The 19,936-nt window shown below is 70.9% G+C and carries 19 protein-coding genes and 2 pseudogenes; 4 read left to right on the top strand and 17 right to left on the bottom strand.

Annotation, left to right across the window (positions count from 1 at the left end):
* Positions 1–134: 134 nt before the first annotated feature.
* The 10 genes and pseudogenes from OTB20_RS24210 to aroC form a co-directional block, all read right to left on the bottom strand.
* Positions 135–1,589, bottom strand: a complete 1,455-nt coding sequence (locus tag OTB20_RS24210) for an MFS transporter (protein ID WP_267757239.1) — start codon at positions 1,587–1,589, stop codon at positions 135–137.
* A 115-nt stretch (positions 1,590–1,704) separates the two neighbouring features.
* The gene (locus OTB20_RS24205; RefSeq protein ID WP_267820547.1) at positions 1,705–3,285 is read right to left on the bottom strand and encodes an AMP-binding protein; all 1,581 of its coding nucleotides are present in this window, start codon (positions 3,283–3,285) and stop codon (positions 1,705–1,707) included.
* Between the two features lie 166 nt (positions 3,286–3,451).
* On the bottom strand, positions 3,452–4,099 hold the full coding sequence (locus OTB20_RS24200; protein ID WP_267757237.1) for an NAD(P)H-dependent oxidoreductase: 648 nt from the start codon (positions 4,097–4,099) through the stop codon (positions 3,452–3,454).
* A gap of 27 nt (positions 4,100–4,126) precedes the next feature.
* A complete protein-coding gene (locus OTB20_RS24195) occupies positions 4,127–4,522 on the bottom strand; it encodes a YybH family protein (RefSeq protein ID WP_267757236.1) in 396 nt (131 codons plus the stop codon).
* A 111-nt stretch (positions 4,523–4,633) separates the two neighbouring features.
* On the bottom strand, positions 4,634–5,437 hold the full coding sequence (locus OTB20_RS24190; RefSeq protein WP_267820545.1) for an arylamine N-acetyltransferase family protein: 804 nt from the start codon (positions 5,435–5,437) through the stop codon (positions 4,634–4,636).
* On the bottom strand, positions 5,437–6,048 hold the full coding sequence (locus OTB20_RS24185; RefSeq protein WP_267820543.1) for a flavodoxin family protein: 612 nt from the start codon (positions 6,046–6,048) through the stop codon (positions 5,437–5,439). Before OTB20_RS24185 ends, OTB20_RS24190 begins: the two co-directional genes overlap by 1 nt.
* Before the next feature lie 223 nt (positions 6,049–6,271).
* A complete protein-coding gene (locus tag OTB20_RS24180; protein WP_267820541.1) occupies positions 6,272–7,567 on the bottom strand; it encodes an MFS transporter in 1,296 nt (431 codons plus the stop codon).
* Between the two features lie 44 nt (positions 7,568–7,611).
* Positions 7,612–8,193, bottom strand: coding sequence for an NADPH-dependent FMN reductase (locus OTB20_RS24175; protein WP_267757232.1), 582 nt, complete (start codon positions 8,191–8,193; stop codon positions 7,612–7,614).
* 126 nt (positions 8,194–8,319) lie between these two features.
* Positions 8,320–9,440: pseudogene (locus tag OTB20_RS42860) on the bottom strand (dihydrofolate reductase family protein).
* A 32-nt stretch (positions 9,441–9,472) separates the two neighbouring features.
* On the bottom strand, positions 9,473–10,657 hold the full coding sequence (gene aroC, locus OTB20_RS24165) for a chorismate synthase (RefSeq protein ID WP_267820540.1): 1,185 nt from the start codon (positions 10,655–10,657) through the stop codon (positions 9,473–9,475).
* A 253-nt stretch (positions 10,658–10,910) separates the two neighbouring features.
* On the opposite strand from aroC, the gene OTB20_RS24160 reads away from it, so the two are divergent.
* Entirely contained in the window at positions 10,911–12,434 is a 1,524-nt protein-coding gene (locus OTB20_RS24160) for an FAD-binding oxidoreductase (RefSeq protein ID WP_267820539.1), read from the top strand.
* 613 nt (positions 12,435–13,047) lie between these two features.
* Here the strand turns inward: OTB20_RS24160 and rph are convergent.
* Positions 13,048–15,630 (bottom strand): rifamycin-inactivating phosphotransferase, encoded by a 2,583-nt coding sequence (gene rph, locus OTB20_RS24155; RefSeq protein ID WP_267820537.1) that lies wholly within the window; start codon positions 15,628–15,630, stop codon positions 13,048–13,050.
* 571 nt (positions 15,631–16,201) lie between these two features.
* Between rph and OTB20_RS24150 the strand changes: the two genes are divergently transcribed.
* Positions 16,202–16,471: a DUF1876 domain-containing protein gene (locus OTB20_RS24150; RefSeq protein ID WP_267757228.1), complete on the top strand. Its 270-nt coding sequence runs from the start codon at positions 16,202–16,204 to the stop codon at positions 16,469–16,471.
* A gap of 92 nt (positions 16,472–16,563) precedes the next feature.
* On the opposite strand, the pseudogene OTB20_RS24145 reads toward OTB20_RS24150, so the two are convergent.
* A pseudogene (locus OTB20_RS24145) lies at positions 16,564–16,751 on the bottom strand (ABC transporter permease); the annotation flags it as partial.
* 11 nt (positions 16,752–16,762) lie between these two features.
* Here OTB20_RS24145 and OTB20_RS24140 point away from each other — a divergent pair.
* Positions 16,763–17,002 (top strand): hypothetical protein, encoded by a 240-nt coding sequence (locus OTB20_RS24140; RefSeq protein WP_267820629.1) that lies wholly within the window; start codon positions 16,763–16,765, stop codon positions 17,000–17,002.
* Here the strand turns inward: OTB20_RS24140 and OTB20_RS24135 are convergent.
* Both OTB20_RS24135 and OTB20_RS24130 read right to left on the bottom strand, forming a co-directional pair.
* Entirely contained in the window at positions 16,980–17,225 is a 246-nt protein-coding gene (locus OTB20_RS24135; RefSeq protein WP_267820535.1) for a DUF397 domain-containing protein, read from the bottom strand. The genes OTB20_RS24140 and OTB20_RS24135 overlap by 23 nt on opposite strands.
* Positions 17,222–18,007, bottom strand: a complete 786-nt coding sequence (locus OTB20_RS24130; protein WP_267820534.1) for a helix-turn-helix domain-containing protein — start codon at positions 18,005–18,007, stop codon at positions 17,222–17,224. Before OTB20_RS24130 ends, OTB20_RS24135 begins: the two co-directional genes overlap by 4 nt.
* A 152-nt stretch (positions 18,008–18,159) precedes the next feature.
* Between OTB20_RS24130 and OTB20_RS24125 the strand changes: the two genes are divergently transcribed.
* Complete coding sequence (locus tag OTB20_RS24125; protein WP_267820532.1) at positions 18,160–18,555, top strand: ATP-binding protein; 396 nt, start codon at positions 18,160–18,162, stop codon at positions 18,553–18,555.
* A gap of 35 nt (positions 18,556–18,590) precedes the next feature.
* On the opposite strand, the gene OTB20_RS24120 is transcribed toward OTB20_RS24125, so the two are convergent.
* From OTB20_RS24120 to OTB20_RS24110, 3 genes are all read right to left on the bottom strand, one after another.
* The gene (locus OTB20_RS24120; RefSeq protein WP_267820531.1) at positions 18,591–19,094 is read right to left on the bottom strand and encodes a hypothetical protein; all 504 of its coding nucleotides are present in this window, start codon (positions 19,092–19,094) and stop codon (positions 18,591–18,593) included.
* Positions 19,091–19,252, bottom strand: a complete 162-nt coding sequence (locus tag OTB20_RS42495) for a sigma factor-like helix-turn-helix DNA-binding protein (protein WP_324290413.1) — start codon at positions 19,250–19,252, stop codon at positions 19,091–19,093. The genes OTB20_RS24120 and OTB20_RS42495 overlap by 4 nt, the downstream gene beginning before the upstream one ends.
* Before the next feature lie 358 nt (positions 19,253–19,610).
* Positions 19,611–19,829 carry a hypothetical protein gene (locus tag OTB20_RS24110; protein ID WP_267820529.1) on the bottom strand — a complete coding sequence of 73 codons (219 nt, stop codon included), beginning with the start codon at positions 19,827–19,829 and terminating at the stop codon, positions 19,611–19,613.
* Positions 19,830–19,936 lie beyond the last annotated feature (107 nt).

Here is a 19,936-nt window from a genome sequence, read left to right as displayed (position 1 = left end):
ACGGAGCAACGGAGCAACGGAGCAACGCAGCAACGCAGCAAGGGAACAACGCCACGGCGCGACAACGGCGAGAGCCCCTACCCGGCGGGGTAGGGGCTCTCGCCGTGCTGTGCGTCGAAGGTGAACCCGAGGGATCAGACTCCGGCGGACTCCGGCTGGCGCTCGGCGGCCGGCTCGGCCTGCGCCTGCGGCTCGGGCTTCTTCAGGCCCAGGGCGATCACCGCGACGATGGCGATGCCGACGGCGGCGATGTAGACCGCCGTGCGCAGGCCGTCGGTGGTGGCGGCGCGCAGGGCGTCACCGGTCTGGCCCTCCAGACCGGAGTTGGCGATGGCGACCAGGACGGCGAGGCCGACGGCGCCACCGATCTGCTGGGTGGTGGAGGCGACACCGGAGGCGATGCCCTGGTCCTGGGGGGCGACGCCGATCGCGGCGGCACCGAACATCAGGGTGTAGCCGGCGCCCTGGCCCAGGCCCATGATGAGCAGGCCGGGGACGAGGGCCCAGTACGAGGCGTCGGTCGCCATGGTCAGGCCGACGATGGCGGTGCCGACGACACCGATGATCATGGCGCCGATCATGATGGCGCGGATGCCGTGCTTGGTGGCGAGGCCACCCGCGGTCTGGGCGCCGATGGCGATGGCGACCATCGGAACGAGGAAGGCGAGGCCGGTCTCCAGCGGGCTGTAGCCGTGGACGCCCTGGAAGTAGACCGTGAGGAAGTACAGCAGGGTGCCGAAGCTGGCCATGTAGAAGAAGGTCACGCCGACGGCGGTGGTGAGGTTGCGGTTGCCGAAGAGGCTCAGCGGCAGCAGCGGGTCGTCGGACTTCTTCTCGATGATGAAGAACGCGACGAGCAGGACGATGCCGAGGGCGAGCGCGCCGAGGACGACCGGGGCGGTCCAGCCGGACTCCGGACCCTGGACCAGGGCGAAGACGATCGAGGTGATGCCGACGGTGGAGGTCAGCGCACCCAGCAGGTCGAAGCTGCGGCTGCTGTTGCGGGCGGCGTCGGGCTGGATGAGCGGGAAGGCGAGCAGCGCGGCGATGCCGGCCAGCGGCACGTTGACGTAGAAGACGGACTCCCAGCCGAGGGACTCGGTGAGCACGCCGCCGAGCAGCGAGCCGACGATCATGCCGCTACCGCCGGCGGTGCCCCAGACGGCGAAGGCGCGGTTGCGCTCCTTGCCCTCCGCGAAGCTGGTGGAGACCAGGGTGAGGGTGGCCGGGAAGAGGAAGGCGCCGCCGATGCCCTGGATGGCGCGGGCGGCGATCAGCACCTCGGGGGAGCCGGCGAGTCCGCCGAGCAGCGAGGAGCCGGCGTAGAGGGCGAGTCCGAGGACGAACATGCGGCGCGGGCCGAAGAGGTCGCAGGCGCGGCCGCCGAGGAGGAGGAATCCGCCGAAGGCGACGGCGTAGGCGCTGACGACCCACTGGAGGTTCTGGGCGGAGAATCCGAGACCGGAGCCGATGTCGGGCAGGGCCACGTAGACGATGTTGTAGTCGATGGAGATGATCAGCTGGGCGAAGGCCAGCAGGGCCAGGATGAGGCCGAGGCGCTTGCGCTTGCCCTCTGTTTGGGTGGACATGGTGTACGGCTCCCGGGTCGGGTCGGGGGATGTGGGCGTTCAGGGGTTCGTGCGGGTTCGTGCGGGTTCGTGCGGAGTGGTTCAGGGGATGCGCGCCGAGCGGCGGCGCGCGGGCTCAGGAGGCCAGTTCGTGCGTCACCTGGTCGGCCAGCCGGCGGGCCAGCTCAAGGCGCTTGATCTTGGCGGTGGCGGTGCGCGGCAGCTCGGCCAGCTTCATCTGGATGGGGTCGGCCATGTCCGACTGGTCGGCGATGGCGCGGCTCCAGCGGGCCAGGTCCAGCGGTGCGTCGCCCTTGGTGCAGACGACCGGCACCGGCTCCTGGCGGGGGCCCGGCACGATGACGAGCTCGGTGAGCTCGGGCAGCCGGTGCAGGACGGTGTCCTCGACTTCGAGGGTGGAGTGGATGGTCGGGATCTGGTCGACCTCGCGGTCGAGCAGGTGCAGGCAGCCCCACTTGGTGCGGTAGCCGACGTCGCCGCCGCGCCACCACTCGCCGTCGACCTGCTTGTCGAAGCGGTCGGCCTCGCCGTAGTAGGTCAGGGCGCGGCCCGCGGTCGCCACGTCGATGTAGCCGGGGTTCTCGCGGGAGGGCTTCTTGCCGTTGCGGGCGACCAGGCGGTACTTGGTGATGCCCGGGGTCGAGTAGCCCTGGCAGCGGCCGTCGGCCTTCATGACGGTGGTGCGGGTGTACGGGCGGGCCACCAGCGGGCCGCACTCGCTCTGGCCGTAGACCTGGAGGAAGACCGGGTTCGTCCGCTCCGAGGCGCGCAGGAACTTGTCCATCGTGCCGGGGTGGATGGCGTCGAAGGTGGAGTTGTAGAAGCGGACGGTCTTGAACGGCTTGCGGGGGTCGTCCAGGATCGACTCGCACTCCAGGAAGGAGTTGGGGTGCGTCTCGAAGACGCCGGGACGGTACTTGACCATCGCGTCGGCGACCTTGGCGGGCTCGGCGTCGTCCAGGAACACCATCGGCTTGTTGCGCTTCATCATCGCGGCGATGCCGGGGTACATGCGCGAGTGCACGTAGGAGACGTGCATCAGGATGGGTTCGCGCTGGCGCAGGAGGCTGACGACCTTGTCCTGCCAGCGGTAGCGCGAGCCGATGGAGCGGGCCGAGTGCACCACGAGCTTCGGGATTCCGGTGGTTCCCGAGGTGTGGGTCATGATCGCGTGCGAGTCGGGGTGCAGCGTCACCGGCGTGCGCTCGGGGGCGCCGGCCAGGTCGGCGAGCGTGATGGCGCCCTCGACCGGTTCGGTGACGGAGATGACCCGCGCGGTGAGCTCGGTGAGCGCAGACGCGGCGAGCGAGCCGGTCAGCTTGGCGGCGTCCGTCAGGAGGGTGGGGGAGGGCAGCCGCTGCAGCAGCGCGTTGATGGTCTCCCCGTCGAGGTGCGCGGAGAGCATCACCGGGACGGCACCGATGCGGGACGTCGCGCAGGCGAACAGCGTGATGTCGAAGTTGTTGGTCTTGTGGATGACGACGTGGTCGCTGGGCCGGACACCGGTGGCCCAGAGACGATTCGCCATCTCGGCTATCAGGTCGGCGAACGTGGCGACCGTCAGGACCTGTCCGACCTCGGGGAGGGCGTCCATGGTGCGGTCGAGCGTGATGGTGTTGGCGCCGAACTGGGCGGCAGCCTCCTCGGCGATGAGGCCGAGATAGAGCGGCGTCTTGTTCTTCGGAATCCGGAGCATGGATTCAAGTTCGCATCCGGGATCCGCAGGCCCAATAGCAGACGTTTGACTCTGTCAGCTCGGTGAAATCAAGTCACCGATCGTGGCGAGAATTGGCTGCAACGTACAGGAAAAAGCCCGTAGTGGGAGTCCCCACTACGGGCTTTTTCCTGCGCGTTGGCGCGTCCTACTTCTTGAGTCCCTGCTTGATCGCCGCGGCGATCTCCATCGTGCGCACGGTCTGGTAGCCGATGGCGGCGAGGTTGTCGTCGGTCACGTTCTGCGCGAGCTGGCCGGGCACGGCCTGCAGGCCGGACGTGGCACTCACGCCGTACGGGTTCCCGTTGCTCGGCGCGAGCAGGATCGGGTCGGTGACGCCCGGCGGCACGATGATCGCGCCCCAGTGGTAGAAGACGTTCGACAGCGACAGGATGGTCGACTCCTGGCCGCCGTGCTGGGTGCCCGTCGAGGTGAACGAGGACATGGCCTTGTTCTTCAGGCCCGCGCGGGCGTGCAGTTCGAAGGTCTGGTCGATGAAGTGCTTGAGCGGGCCGGCCATCGCGCCGTAGCGGCCGGGGGTGCCCCAGATGACGGCGTCGGCCCAGTCCAGGTCGTCGATCGTGGCGATCTCCACCTCACGGCTGCTGCCGCCGGTGTGCTCCTCGTACGCCTCGGTCCACGCGGTGTAGTTGGGCGCGAGCGTGCTCTCCTGGATCTCGGCGACGCGGCGCAGGCGGACCTGCGCGCCGGCCTTCTCCGCGGCTTCGGCGGCGGCCACGGCGAGCTTGTGGATGTTTCCGGTGGCCGAGTAATAGACAATCGCGACGTTGGTCATCGGCTATTCAATCTCTCTTTGAGGGAATCAGGGATTGACGGTCTCGCGGTCAATGCCCGGAGGGTTGTCGATCGCATAGCGCCATGCGCCGTCCGCACCGCGGCGCACCACGTCCGTGGCCGTGCCTTCGTGGAGTACGGAAGTGCCGTCCGGCGCGACGCCCTTGATCAGATAGTCACACAACAGCAGTGCGAGATCGCCGTACTCGTAGCAGTGGCGCACCGACAGTTTCATCGGGATGCCGAGGGCCATGAAGCTGCTGGTCGCCGCGCGCCGGCCGTCGCCGGAGACGACGTTCCCGGGGGTGAGCACGCGCACCGCGCCGGGCTCGAAGAGGCGGTCGATCGCCTCCAGGTCGCGGGCGTTGAAAGCGTGCAGGAACGCGTTGGGAAGCTCGGCCGGTGCGGTGACAAGCGTGGTCATGTTCTCTCCTGAGGGATGGCAAGGAGGTGCCCGGTGGGGGGTGCGGAGGGGACGGAAAGGCGCGCGAGAGGGTGCGGGGGGAGTGCGAGGGGGGCACGGAAGAGCGCGGGACTACTCGACGGCGACGCCGGGCGACCCTTCGGGGCGCACCGGCTCGTCGGGCAGGCGGTTCAGCACCAGCCCGAAGTACTTGTGGTAGGCCTCGAACACCTCCACGTCATCGGAGAGGTGCTCCTCGATGAACTCGCCGTGGACGCGCTTCGTCAGCGTGCGGCCCTTCAGCGTGACCCGGCCCTCGACCGTCGGCAGCGAGCAGAACACGTCCTGCATGAACGGCGAGTCGGGGCAGGTGCGGAACCACCACAGCGAAGGCCGGAACTCGCCCAGCTCGCGCGCCCGTCCGTCCACCCGGTACATCGGTTCGCCGTCCATCACCAGGTCGAACTCGCCCTGGTGCTCGGGCCCGAAGGCGTATGCGCCATGCGGGTCGAACTGCACCACCTCGGTCCCCAGCAGCAGCGGGCGCCGCGGGTTGCGCCGGAAGCCCACGTCCACCAGGTACGCCGACCCGTCCAGGGTCACCCGCAGCATCAGGTGGCCCAGCGGAGCGCCGAGTCCGCCCGCGCGGTGCACGCGCGCCGAGATGATCTCCACCTGGTAGCCGAGAGCCGTCAGCAGCATTCCGAAGGCCGGGTTCACCTCGTAGCAGGCACCGCCCCGCCCCTGATGGACGATCTTGTCCACGACCTGCTCGTCCAGGTGGATGTCCTGGTCCAGGTGGTAGTCGAGGTTCTCGAACGGGACGGACAGCACGTGCCGTTCCGTCAGCTCGGCCAGCGTTGCCAGGTCCGTCCGCGCGGGGCGCGAGAAGCCGATCCGCGCCAGGTACGCCGACACCATCACATCGTTGATCATCAGTGGTCCAGCGTCTTCATCACGGACGCGACCTCGAGGGTGCGGCGGGCCTGGAAGGCCGCGGCCTCCAGGTTCTCCTCCGGCACCTGGCCCGGGTTGGCGCCGACCACGGCGGAAGCCCCGTACGGGTTGCCGTTCTTCGGCTTGTACAGCACCGGGTCGACCGAACCGGTGGAGACGATGACCGAACCCCAGTGGGTGATCGCGTTGTGCAGGGCGAGGATCGCGGAGACCTGGCCGCCGTGGGCCGCCGAGCCGGCCGCGAAGGCGGAGACCGCCTTGTTCAGCAGCTTGCCCTCGATCGACAGCTTCGACGTGGAGTTGATGAAGTGCATCAGCTGCGGGGCCGCGAGACCGAAGTGCACCGGGGTGCCCAGCAGAATGCCGTCCGCCCACTCCAGGTCCGCCAGCGTCGCCACGGGGATGTCCTTGGTGGCGTCCTGGTGGCCGGCGGAGCCTTCGCGGCCCGCCGCCTCACCGTTCGGAGCGATCTCGGCTATGCGAAGCAGCCGGACCTCGGCGCCCGCCTTCGCGGCGCCGTCGGCGGCCGCCTCGGCGAGCTTGAAGGTGGAGCCGGTGGACGAGTAGTAGATGACAGCGATGTTCGTCATGGCGTACGGAACTCCCTTTCGACCGCCCCCGCTCGTATCCGGTCTGCGTCTGCCGGGGCTCTGGGTCGATCCTGTTCCGTGCGCCGCGCCCTGCCGAGGCGGGCGGCCCCAGTCCGTCAGGTCCGCGCGGGCGTCCGTCGGATCCGCGCGGAAGTCCGTCAGGTCCGCGGCGCGGACATCAGCCGGAGGCCGTCCGGACGTCGACCGGAGGCCGCCCAGGACGTCAGCCGCGGGCCGCCCGGCGCCGGCGGCGGCCCGTCGTCACCAGCAGCAGCACACAGCCGCCGAGCATGGCCGACATGAACAGGCCCACGCCCCTGACCTCGCCGAACGCCAGGGGGATCTGTGCGCCCACCCCACCGCCGATGTTGAGCGTGAAACCGTACAAGGCGGTCGCCATGACCCCGTTGGCCGTGCCCGCGGCCGCGCCGATCTCCTGCACGACGGCAGGACCGATCGCGGCCACACCCAGCATGAACACGAACAGCGCCCCGGCGAGCCCGGCGGCCGTACCGCCGAACAGCCCGGCGCCGCAGATCCCGGCCGCCGCCACGGCGAAGGCCCCGGCCCCGCGGGGCCGCGCGGGGATGCGGCCCAGCAGCGGAGCCACGAGGACGCCCAGCACCAGGGCGGGGATCGCCGTGGCGCGCAGGGTCAGCATCGCCTGGCCGTCACCGACCAGCTCGGCCGGACCGTAGAGCTGCACGCTCGTGTAGACGGCCGTCATGGTGCTGGAGCAGGTGAAGCCGACGATGTACATCGGCAGCAGGCCCGCCCACAGCGTCCTGCGGCCGGCGCCCGCCCGGGAGGCGGCGTCCACGCCCTCGCTCGGATCGACCGGATCGAGCACCCGGCGCAGGATCAGGGCCCCCGCCAGCAGCAGCGGCGCCGTCACCCAGAACGTGCCCCGCCAGCCGACGACGGCGGCCAGCAACTGCGACTCCACCTGACCGGCGACGATCGTGCCCGCCATGCAGGCGGACACGATCGTCAGAGCGGTCGGCAACTTGGAGGCCGGTACGTGCGCGTTCAGGTACGCGTACACCAGCGGGACGTACACACCGGCGAACAGGCCCTGCCCGGCCCGCAGGGCCAGCCCCGCGTCGAACGACTCGGCCAGCGGCACGCACGCGGTCACCGCGGCCAGCGCGCTCACGCCGGCCACGAGCACCGCCCGGGTGCCGAATCGCCGGGCCAACGCCCCGCTGAACAGCGAGGTGATCGCGTACGTGGCCGCGTACGCGGAGGTCGCCCACGTGGCCGACGCCTGGTCCACCCCCCAGGCCCGCCCGATGTCCGGCAGCAGCGGGATGGCCACGTACAGCTGGCCCACCACGAGCATCCCCAGCAGGGATATGGCCGCCACCACGGGAACCACGGACGGCCCCGCCGCCGGGGCGGGGCCCGCCGTACCGCGGGAAGCGGCCGGAGCGCGGCCGGTGGACCGGTCGGCGACTCGGTCGGCGACTCGGCCGGAGGACCGGTGGGCGAACTGCGGAAAGGCCGTTCGGTGACTCATCGTTGCTCCAGGGTTGCGGCGCACCCCGGGAGGGGGTGCGACGGTTAGCCGCCGTAGGGGCCGACGGCCTTCTTGGCCTTCAGCGCGGTGCCCCACCACTCGATCGAGTCGAGGAGGGTCTTGGCCGCGGCGTCCGCCTGGGTCGGGTCGATCAGGTTGCCCTGCTCGTCGAACTGGCCCCACGGGCCGTGGAAACCGACGGTGTCGCGGACGGTGACCATGTGGCACTCCGCGAAGATCTGGCGCAGCTGCTCGACGGCGCGCATACCGCCCGCGAGACCGCCGTAGCCGACGAAGCCGACCGGCTTGGCCTGCCACTCCGTGGTGTGCCAGTCGATCAGGGTCTTCAGCGAGGCCGGGAACGAGTGGTTGTACTCCGGGGTGACCACGACGAACGCGTCGGCTGCGGCCAGCCGCGGGGAGACGCCGGCCAGTATGGCCTTGACCTCGTCCGACGGCGCCTGCGACAGCTGGTTGGGCAGGTCGTGCTCGATCAGGTCGATCACGTCGATGGTGAGGTTCTCGCGCTGGCCGGCGACACCGGTGAACCAGTTCGCGATGATCGGGCCGAAGCGGCCCTCACGGACACTGGCGATGATGACGGCGACGCGGAGCTGCTCGGACATGGAAATACCTCCGGAAGTGTGCGGCGGTGCCCCGGCCGTACCGGTGACGGACGGCGCGGTCCCGCGCGGTTAGACCCCACCTTTTACAGAGCCCTCCAAAAGATCAACTCCGGATGGGCGAGTACGTCAGCTTTGCCCCGAACCCGGTCCCAGCAGGTGGACATTGACCTGCCGGGCGGCCTTCTCGAGCCCTGCCAGTTCCACCACCTCGATGCCGGCCGCACGCAGCTCGGCCACGCCGGAGCAGGCCGCCACGAACAGCTCCGGCTCCCGCCAGGCGATGACCACCCGCCGCACCCCGGCCGCGATGACCAGGCGCGCACACGGATCGGGCCGCGAACGCCGCTCCGAGCACGGCTCCAGCGTCGAGTAGAGCGTCGCCGACCGCAGCCGGGCATCGCCCGGCGCGAGCTTGGCCAGCGCCGACTCCTCCGCGTGCACGGTCGCGTCGCCCTCGCGGCTGTACCCGTACGCCAGCTCCGTCCCGCCGCCGTCCACGAGCACCGCGCCGACCGAGTACGCACCCGGGCTGGGCGGGCACTTGCGCGACAGGGCGATCGCCCGCCGCATCCACTCCTCGTCCGACAAGTACAACGGCGTCACAGCGCACGCTCCTTCGGCGCGTAGCGCAGTACGACGGCGTCGCCCGCCACCCGCGCGTCCAGCAGTCTCATCCGGGCAGCGGGCCCGCCCGGGAACTCGCCACCGCCCACCAGCCGCGGCGAGCCCTCCTGGCCCACCAGCAGCGGAGCCACGGCGATCTGCAGCTCGTCGGCCAGGTCCAGGGCGAGCAACTGCGTGTGCACGGACGTACCGCCCTCCACCATCAACCGCTCCACACCCCGGCGGCCGAGCTCCTCCAGCACCCGGGCCCAGTCCAGCTCGGGCCCCACACCGATCACTTCCGCCAGCCCGTGGAGCGCCTCGCGCAGCGGCTCCACACTCGCGTCCACGGTGAACACCGCCTTCGCGCCGCCGCAGTGCCAAAACCGCAGCCCGGGATCGAGCCAGGACGACGCCGTGACGGTGACCTTGAGCGGATCGGCCGGCAGGCCCCGTCCGACGCGCTTCGCGCGCCGTCCCGGATCACCCACCAGCAGCCGCGGATTGTCCTTGCGTACCGTGCTCGCGCCGATCAGCAGCGCGTCGCAGGACGCGCGTACGGCGTCCACCCGGTCGAAGTCCTCGGGCGAGGACAGCATCAGCCGGTCGGGGCTCGCGTCGTCGAGCCGCCCGTCCACGCTCATCGCGGCCGACAGCAGGACGTACGGCCTGCCGCTCACCGGATCCGCAGGTGGTCGAGGTACGACCGGAGGTTGCGCCGGGTCTCGGGGACCGAGTCCCCGCCGAACTTCTCCACCACCGCGTCGGCCAGCACCAGCGCCACCATCGCCTCGGCCACGATCCCCGCGGCCGGCACGGCACACACGTCGGACCGCTGGTGGTGCGCGGCGGCCGCCTCACCGGTCGCCACGTCGACGGTCGCGAGCGCGTTGGGCACCGTGGCGATGGGCTTCATCGCGGCCCGTACGCGCAGCAGTTCGCCGGTGGTCAGCCCGCCCTCGGTACCGCCGGAGTGCCCGGACGTCCGCTTGATCCCCTCCGGGGAGGCGACCATCTCGTCGTGCGCCCGGGACCCGGGCACCCGGGCCAGCTCGAAGCCGTCGCCGACCTCCACGCCCTTGATCGCCTGGATCCCCATCAGCGCAGCGGCCAGACGGGAGTCGAGCCGGCGGTCCCAGTGGACGTGCGAGCCGAGTCCCACGGGGACCCCGTACGCCAGCACCTCCACCACGCCACCGAGCGTGTCGCCGTCCTTGTGGGCCTGGTCGATCTCGGCGGCCATCGCACGGGAAGCATCCGCGTCCAGGCAGCGCACCGGGTCGGCATCGAGCTTCTCCACATCACCGGGGACCGGGTAGACCCCGTACGGGGCCTTGGCCGTGCCCAGCTCCACGACGTGCGAAACGATCTCGATCCCGGCGACCTCGGCCAGGAAGGACCGCGCGACGGCGCCGAGCGCGACCCGCGCGGCGGTCTCCCGGGCGCTGGCGCGCTCCAGGATCGGCCGGGCCTCGTCGAAGCCGTACTTCTGCATCCCGGCGAGGTCGGCGTGGCCCGGCCGCGGCCGGGTCAGCGGCGCGTTCCGGCCCGTCTCCTTCAGCTCGGAGGGATCCACGGGATCGGCCGACATGACCTTCTCCCACTTCGGCCACTCCGTGTTGCCGATCATCACGGCGATCGGCGAACCCAGCGAGGAACCGTGCCTCACCCCGGCGAGCAAGCTCACCTGGTCCTGCTCGAACTTCATCCGGGCGCCGCGGCCGTAGCCGAGCCGCCTTCGTGCCAGGTGCTCGCCCAGGAGCCCGGTGGTGACCGGAACGCCGGCGGGAAGACCCTCCAGCGTCGCCACCAGCGCCGGTCCGTGCGACTCTCCCGCGGTCAGCCAACGCAACGTGCCCATGTCGGACGATCACCCCTGCTCATTGATCTGGAGCGTCACCATAGGCACCGCCCGGCGGCCGCCCGACGGGCCGCGCGACGACTCCGTCAGCTCGCCGCGGCCCGAGCCCCGTGCCGTTTGTGACGGACTACGGCCCGGCCCGTCCCGCGATCCGGTGCCCCTCACCGAAGCTGCGAGGACTCAACGACCTTGTCCGTCCTGCACGCCAGGACGCCCTTGTCCTGTACGCAGGACGGAACGGAGCGTGGTCCACGTGCTCAGCAGGCGCTCGCTCATCCGCGCAGGAGCCGGTGTCGGTGCCGCTGCCGCACTGACCGCCGGCACGGGTGGCCTGGTGGTCGCCCAGGCCGCCGCCGTCATCCCCTGGAACACCCTGCAGAGCCGGCTGACCGGCCGGCTCGTCCTGCCGTCCGACGCGGCGTACGACACGGCCAAGCAGCTCCAGCTGGCCCAGTTCGACGCGATCCACCCGCAGGCCATCGCCTACTGCACCAGCGAGGCCGACGTGGCCGCGTGCGTACGCTTCGCCCAGGACTACGAGCTCGCCCCCGCGGTGCGCAGCGGCGGCCACAGCCAGGCCGGTTACTCGACCACCCCGGGTCTGGTCATCGACGTCTCGCAGCTCAACAGCGTCCGCCCCGGCGACACCGTGCACCTGGGACCCGGCAGCCAGGGCGTCGACGTCCTCAACACGCTCGCCCCCTACGGCATCCAGGTGGCGTCCGGCACCTGCGCCACCGTCGCCGTGGGCGGCTGGCTGCAGGGCGGCGGACTGGGCTTCGCGGCCCGCAAGTTCGGCATGGGCGCCGACCGGCTGGTCTCCGCCCGCGTCGTACTGGCCAACGGCCGCACCGTACGCGCCTCGCAGGACGAGCACCCCGACCTGTACTGGGCCCTGCGCGGCGGTGGCGGCGGCAACTTCGGCGTCGTCACCGACTTCGAGGTGCGGCCAGTCCGGATCCCCACCCTCACCACCTACAACCTGAACTTCGGCTGGGCGGACGCCGTCCAGGTGATCCTGGCCTGGCAGGACTGGATCGCCACCGCGCCGCGGGAGCTCTCCTCGGAGCTGCTGTTCCTGCTCTCCACCGACGCGCCCGCGGGCACCGAGCCGTACGTCGTCCTCACCGGCGGCTACGCCGGCCCGAAGGCCGACTGCGACCGGGTCCTCGACCAGCTCGTCGCCGCCGTCGGCCGCCCCAGCGCCACCCGGGAGGTCGTCGAGCGGCCGTACCAGCAGGCGATGATGAACGTCTTCGGCTGCGGCACCAAGACCGTCACCGAGTGCCACCGGGTCGGCTACTCGCCCGACGCGCAGCTTCCCCGCGACAACTACTCGACCGGTCGCAACATGTTCTTCTCCCAGGGATGGACCCGGACCGCCGCCGAAGCGGCCCTCGGCGCCTTCACGGCCGATGCCCGCCCCGGCCAGTTCCGCTTCATGGGCCTCTTCGCCTATGCCGGGAAGATCAACGACGTCGCACCGACCGCCACCGCCTTCGTCCACCGCGACACGCTCTTCAACGCCGGCTACACGGTGGGCCTCACCCGCCCGGACCTCAGCCAGGACGACAAGGACCGCGGCCAGGCATGGGTGGACAACGGCTTCACCACGATGGACCCGTACTCGATGCACCGGTCGTACCAGAACTACATGGACCCGGCCCTGACCAACTGGCGCCAGGCCTACTACGGCCAGAACTACACGCGGCTCCGGACGGTCAAGCGCGCCTACGACCCCAACCGCTTCTTCCGCTTCGCGCAGGGCATCGAGTGACGGGGGACCGGGTGACCGGGTGACCGGGTGACCCGCTGACTGACTGGCCGGTTGATCGGCTGGCCCTTTGACCGGCTGGCCCTTTGACCGGCCGGCCCTTTGACCGGCCGACGCTCCCGGGGTGGGAACACGTGGGCTGCGGGTTGGGGTCTGGCTGCGTCGGGCTCCGGGGGGAGCCCGGGTGTCCAGTGTCATTCCGTGCCGGGCCGGTCCCTCAAGGGCGCTCCCTGCGGTCGCGTCGCTTCGCGATGGCCTTCGGCCACCCTTGACCGACCGGCCCGTCCCGGAACAACACAAGACTCCCGGGTTCCCCCCGGGGGATGGCCGGGGGAAGTGAGGGGGAGGAGCGGGCACGTCGGCGAAGCAGGGGCCGTTTCCGGTCGCGTGTACGGCACCCGGGCGGTTCCGACACCTTTCCCGTGACCTTGGGGCGCAGCAGATCGCTACGCAGTTGCGCTCGGCTCAGCGGCCGACCACCGGTTGTGGCTGGGCATGGGCCGCCGAGGACCGTTCTCGTTTCGCTCGGCTCAGCGGGGGACCACCGGTTGTGGCTGGGCATGGGCCGCCCGCGACCGTCGCCCATCCCGTCCGGCTCGGTGGGTGGGGGTGGGGGTCAAGGCAGGATCTCGATGTAGCCGTCGGTTCCGTGGACGCGGATGCGTTGCCCGTCCTGGATCAGGCGGGTGGCCTGCTCTACGCCCACCACGGCGGGCAGGCCGTACTCCCGGGCGATCACCGCGCCATGGGTCATCAGGCCGCCCACCTCCGTCACCAGGCCCGTGATTCCCACGAACAGGGGGGACCAGCTGGGGTCCGTGAAGGTCGTGACCAGGATGTCGCCCGCTTCGAGATCGGCTTCCGCCAGATCGAGGATGACGCGGGCCCGGCCCTCGACGGTCCCGGCGGAGACCGGTACGCCGAGCAGGGAGCCGGGTGGCACGTCGTCGCGCCGGTACGTCCCGGTGACGCTCTCGCCGTCCGAGGTGAGCACCCGGGGCGGGGTGAGCGCGTGGTACGACCGGAACGCTTCCTTGCGCTGCAGGATGAGCAGGGTGTCCACCTCGTGCGAGCGCGCGACGTCGTGGAGTTCTTGGAACGTGAGGTAGAAGGCGTCCTCCCGCTCCGGGAGGACGCCGGCCTCCACGAGGCGCTCGGCTTCCGCCAGCAGGGCCTGCTTGTAGACGAAGTAGCGGCTGACGATGCCGTACTTCGGGTACTCCCGGTATCCGATGAAGGTCCTGACCCGGTCGATCATCCGCTTCGTCTCGTCGGCCTTCCGGGGGCCGTCCGGCAGGGCGCGCAACCGCGCGAGCACGTCCTGTTCCTTCTGCAGGGCCTTCTGCCGGCCTTGTTCGAAGCGCTGCGCTGCGGCGCCCGGTGCGAAGTTCCGTACGTTGTCGAGGATCACGGGTACGAGCGTGGCGGGGCGCTCGCGCCAACGGGGCCTCGTGATGTCGATCTCGCCCACACAGCGCATGCCGTACCGGTCGAGGTAGGCCTCCACGGCGTCGCGCGCCTCGGCCCCGCCCGCGAGCTTCGGCAGTTCGTCGAGGAAGCCGTCGTCCTTGACGCCCTGCAGGAACGCCACCACCTCGGGATGCGGGCGGATCGCGTCCGCTACGTCGAGCAGCGCGAGTCCCATCTCGGACGTGATGTTGTCGGGGGCGGACAGGGTGAGCGTGTCGGCCGCGTTCTTCTCGCCCAGCCACTCCAGCAGCTTGTCGTTGAGCCACCAGGTGGACTCCATGCCCGCCATGATCGCCTGGATGCTCAGCGGATCACTGAGGACCTGCTTGTGCTCCTCGAAGGCCTCCAGCAGGAAGTCGAAGAGCGCGGGTCCGGTCTTCGAACGGATGTCGCGCTCCAGGGCGGCGATGGAGGCCCGGCTGCGTTCGATCAGTGCGGTGACGACGGCCGGATCGGTCTCGATCGGGGTGGGCGCGGCCGCCGGGCCGGCGGGAGCCGGGTCTGGGAGGGAAGGGATGAAGCCGTCATGGTCGAGGACGGTTTCCAGGGCGTCCCTGATCAGCGGGTCACCCTTCTCCATGGCGTCCAGGATCGCGGCGCGGGCCGTGGGCGCGGCGAGGCGCCGGGTGACGTCGACGAAAAGCCTGCCGCCGGCCTCGTGCATCGCCACCATGGCGGTCAGCTGCCACATGGAGAACCCCAGGGGCTTCATGGGGTCGGTCATCATCTGCCCGTGGCCGACGGACACGTAGACGTGGTTCTCCCCGTCCCCGCTCGCGGGAATGGGGAACAGCGTCGTGATCGGCCGGCTCTGAACGATCCGGAAGTCGTCGTCGACCAGGCACCATTCGATGTCCTGCGGGCACCCGAAGTGCCCTTCGATCCGCCGCCCGAGCTCCACGAGCCGCAGGACCTGCGCATCCGTCAGCGCGGGCAGCTCCTGCCGCCGCGGATCGATCGCCACCTCCTGCGTACCCCCCGCCGGCAGGGCGAGGACGGCACGCTCTTTGGCGGCGATCGCTTTGGCGACGACTTCACCGTCGCGCACCTTGAAGACGTCCGGGTTCACGAGGCCGGAGACCAGGGCCTCGCCGAGGCCGAAGCCGGCGTCCACGGTGGAGACCTTCCGGTTGCCGGTGACGGGGTCGGCCGTGAACAGGATCCCGGACGCATCCGGGAAGACCATCCGCTGCACGACGACGGCCATGTGGACCGTCCGGTGGTCGATGCCGTTCCGCTGCCGATAGGTCACGGCCCGCTCGGTGAACAGCGACGCCCAACATCGGCTGACGTGCCGCAGGACCGCCGCCGCCCCCACGACGTTGAGGTACGTGTCCTGCTGCCCGGCGAAGGAGGCCGTGGGCAGATCCTCTGCCGTCGCGCTGGACCGGACCGCGTACGCCGTCTCTTCGTCGAGCGCACGAGTGATCGCCGCTGCCAGATCTCCGGGAATGGCAATCCCCTCAATGGTCCGCCGAATCTCCGCACTGAGCGCACGGACACCCTCCCGGTCATCGGCGGCCACCCGCGCCAACCGATCGAGCTGACCACCGATCGAAGACTCCCGCGCCATGACCCGCCGGAAGGCATCCGTCGTCACACAAAAGCCCTCGGGCACGCGAATCCCTTCGATCCGCGACAGCCCACCCAGGTGCGCACCCTTACCCCCGACGGCCGGGACCTGCGCCGCATCGACGTCTCGAAGATCCAACACGTACTGATCAGTCACTGCGACATCCCTTTGTCGACGGCCAAGATCGGCAATTCTGCGCCGCCCCCCGCCCCTTGCGGCAAGCCCCCCCACCCCGCTATAAATTGAGAGAGGCAAGGAGAGAACTCTCCTTGCCTTTGTCATTTCCTCCACGCACAGGGCCGCACCAGGGCACCATAAAAGGCCCCATCAAGGCTCCCCATCAAGGCCGCGAGCCCCAGCACACCTGGAGACGACCCAGTCGTCCTCCCACTCCGAGAACTGATCGTTTGCACCTCACGGACCCGCACCGGCCAAGCCTGGACGTCTGGGGCCACAGACGGTGGTCGGCCGCTGAGCCGAGCGCGACTGTGTAGCGATCGGCTGCGCCCCAAGGTCACGCGAAAGGTGTAGCGCCCGCCCACCGGCTGCGCAGGCGGCCGAAGACGCCTCCTGCTTCGCCGACGTGCCCGCTCCTCACCCCTCCACCTCCCGGGATCCCCCCGACCCCTGACGAAGCCGAGCCCCCACCCCACCCCCCGCCGCGCGCTGCCCGCCCCCCGGGAGCACCCTGGAAGCAGGGTGAACCGAACCCTGGAGGTGATGGATCATGTCCACACTCGTCGGGTGGCATGTGGATCTCGAATTCACCGAGGAAGGCCACCGCACCAGTGCGGCGGCCCTGGTCAGACTCGGAGACGGCTCCGAGATCAGGGCGCACGGCTACGCCATGCGCCACCCCTCGGACCCGGAGCAGTTGCGGGTCGGGGAAGAGATCGCGGGTGCGCGTGCGCTGATGGACATCGCGTCCCAGATGCTGCAGAAGGCCCACACGGAGATCGACGCGGCAACGGGCAGGCACTCGTACCCCCTGCACTGACGCACCGCGGCGCACTACGGCGCACCACGGCCGAGGCCCACCCACTGCGGCCCGTCCACCCCCACGGACGGGCCGCACCGGGGTCGGCTCACCTACCGCGTCCGCCGTTCGAAGACGACGGCCGCCAGGGCCACGGACACCACACCGATGCCACGCACCACGCCAGGGCCACCCAGGGGGCGTCGCCCGCCGGCTGGGCCAGGAGCAGGGCTCGGAGGGATTCGATCACCGGGGTCAGCGGCTGGTGGTCGGCGAAGCCGTGGAGCCAGCCCGGCATGGAACGAGGCCACCATGGCCGCGGACATGATGGACGCCATCGTGAAGTCCGGGGTCTCACCGGACCAGGTGGTGGGCCAGTACGTACGCATGCTGCGGCTGCTGACCGACCCGGAGAGCCACCCGGCGGTGACGCGGCTGCTGGAGTCCTCGGCGTTCACCGGCTCGGACGAGCCGGACTTCCAGTTCCGCTTCGGCCTGGGCCGCCTGCTGGACGGCCTGGCCGAACTGATCAGCGAGCGGTCCACTCCGTAAGGGCGGCCCAGGCGGCGGGGGCGAGGCCCAGGACCGGCCCGTCGGTGACCTTGCTGTCGCGGACGTGGACCTGGGTCGCGCAGGCGGCGACCTCGACGCAGGCGGCGACCTCGTCGGTGCTGTACGAGGACTTCCGCCAGGCGACGGCCACTTCCAGGCAGGCGCCGCCTTCGCTGCCGCTGTAGCTGGACTTGAACCACTGCAGTGCGGTCGTGGCGCTCATGTCTCTCCTAGCAGGCGGTCCAACAGGCCCCGCGTCTGCTCGGTGTTGAGGGCCTGGGTCCGCAGCATTGCATACTTGCGCGCCAGGATGCTGACCTCATCCGGGGCCGAGACGAGCTGGCTGCCTCGCTGGGTTTCGGTGTAGCCAAGGTGCTGGTGATCTGGGGTTTCCAAGAGGATGAACGGACCGTCTAGACCGGCATGAGAGGTCCGCCCCAGCGGCATCACCTGCAAGGTTACGTCCGGCAGACCGGCGCACGCGCGCAGGTGCCGGAGCTGCTCCGCGTACACCGCGTCGCCGCCGAGCCGATCGCGGAGTACCGCTTCCCAGACGACGAAGCTCAGGGTCGGCGGAGTGGGGCGGCGCAGGATCTCCTGGCGGGCGATCCGCGAGGCGGTCAGCGCCTCGACCTCCGCCTCCGGATGAGCCGGGACGCGGCACCCGAACACGGCCCGGGCGTAGCTCTCCGTCTGGAGCAGACCCGGCACGACCTGGTTGTCGAACCAGGAGATGGCGATCGCGGTGTACTCCAGGTCCATGTACTCCTCCGCCCACGGGGGCGTCGCGTCGACCTCCGGCATCCCGTGTGCGGCGACCGTCAGCAACCCCGGCAGCCCCAGGTGCCGATCCATCAGCTCCGCGACATTCGGCATCAGCGCCCGCCGCCCCTGCTCGATCGAGGCGATGGTCTCCGCGTCCAGGCGGACCAGCTCTCCGAGCTGCTTCTGCGTCAGGTTCTTGGCGGTTCGGGCCGCGGCCACCTGCGTGCCGACCATCTTCATGGTCGTCGCGTTCGGCCTTGCTCGTTTCCTCGGTGGCATGACTGCGAACTCCCCACCCCTGCACGTGGACTACCCCACGCCGACCCGTACTCATCCATGAGTACGGGTCGGCGCTCAGCCACACGCTAGTCACTGCGCGCGACGATGGTCCCGTGAATCCGCATACTCAAGCAGCCCTCCTGATCGAGCGGCTCTACCTGCGCAATCCCCAGTCCGTTGCGGCTGCGCGCCAGTTCACACGTGACACCTTGCACGTGTGGGGGAGGTCCGACCGGGACGGAGACGTGTCGCTCTGCGTGAGCGAGCTGGCGACCAACGCCCTGCGCTACGGCGTCCCGCGCGGCCGGGGGTACCTGCTGCGGCTGCTCGCCTTCGACGACACGGTCCGGATCGAGGTCCACGACAGCGGACCCGGACTCTCGCGCATGGCGGAACGGCCGCCCGGCAGGGGCCTGCTGCTCGTGGACGCCCTCGCCGACGCCCGGGGCGTACTGCCCCGGGCGCCGGGCAAAGTCGTCTGGTGCGAGTTCCGGGGGGCCGGTCGCTAGCTTCGGGACACCTGGGCGCTCGACGTTCCGGGGGGTCAATGCCGGGTCGGCTGCGGCGGGTTGTGGTCGTGTGGGCGGCCGGCTCCGCCGACCCGGGGCGGCACACCGGCCGACAGGCGGATCATCGCCTGCCGTAGTTCGCGTTCCGCGCCCACCGGGACGATCGCGGCCCGCCCCGGAACCCTTACACCGCCCGTCAGGGCGACGCGGGTGGAGCCGCCGGGCTCCGGGGCGGCTGCCATGCCGATGATCAGGAAGCGGCTCTGGAGCCAGCACCAGCCGGGGCGCAGGACTCCGCGGAAGTGGGCGCGCAGGCCGTACTTGCTGCGGGCCAGGGCCTCCACCCGATCACCCGTCACCCGCAGCACGCGCATGCTTCGCATGTCCGGCTGGAAGCGGCCGAACTCGCCCTCCAGGTCCGACATCACCGCCCACACCGCCTCCAGGTGGGCGGGCAGGACGCTTTCCACGACCTTGGCGCCCGGGATGCCCGCCGCCATGATGCGGAGCCGGCCGACCTGATCCACTTCGTACGTCATGAGGTCCACGCCTTTCGGAAGCTCGAACGGGCCCGGTGCAGCCGGGACTTGGCCGTGCCGGGCGGAACGCCGAGCAGGGTCGCGGTGGATTCCTCGTCCAGGCCCTCGACGTCACGGAGTACGAGGACGGCCCGGTGGGCCGGGGAGAGGCGCGCCAGGACGTCCCTGATGTCGGTGGCGAGCTGCGGGTCGCCCCGGCCGGGTACGTCGGCCGGCTCGGCCGGCCGGTCGCGGCCCGCGCGCCGGGCGGTGCGGACGGCTTCGTGGACGGCGATGGTCCGGACCCAGCCGTACAGCGTCTGCGGGTCACGCAGCGAGCGCAGCGACCGGAGACGGCGAGCAGGGCCTCCTGGGTGGCGTCCGGACCGTCCGCGAGGGCGATCGGGGTACAGATCCGCGCGATGTACGGGGTCAGGTGGTCGAGGAGGTCGTGCAGCGCCAGGGTGTTGCCGCCGAGGGCCGCACGGGCGAGGGCGACCCCGCGGTCGCGGGCGGCCGGGGTGAGGGGGCCGCCGCTCACCGGCCGCGCGCCAGCCGGGCGGCCCGGCGGACGGCGGGGGAGCCCGGGCGGCGGGAGTGGGCGAGGACGGTGGCGGCGCCGGTGAGGGTGAGCGCGGCGAGCGGCAGGACGACGGGCGGGCCGAAGGACACCGCGGTGCCGCGTACGGCCAGGGACAGCGCCTGCTCGTCGGGGGCGGGCCAGGTCGCGCCGGTGGCCCAGTAGAGGTGGACCATTCCGTCGGCGGCGAGCGGCGCGGCGACCGCGGCCCCGGAGTGCGGAGGAGGGGGCCCACAGGCGAAACGTTCCCTGTGGGCCCCGTCACACGGCGGCAGGTCACCAC

The organism is Streptomyces sp. H27-H1 (assembly GCF_026627445.1).
Classification (GTDB): Bacteria; Actinomycetota; Actinomycetes; order Streptomycetales; family Streptomycetaceae; genus Streptomyces.
The sequence above is the reverse complement of the archived record's forward strand: the minus strand, read 5'-3'. Positions and strand labels throughout refer to the sequence as shown.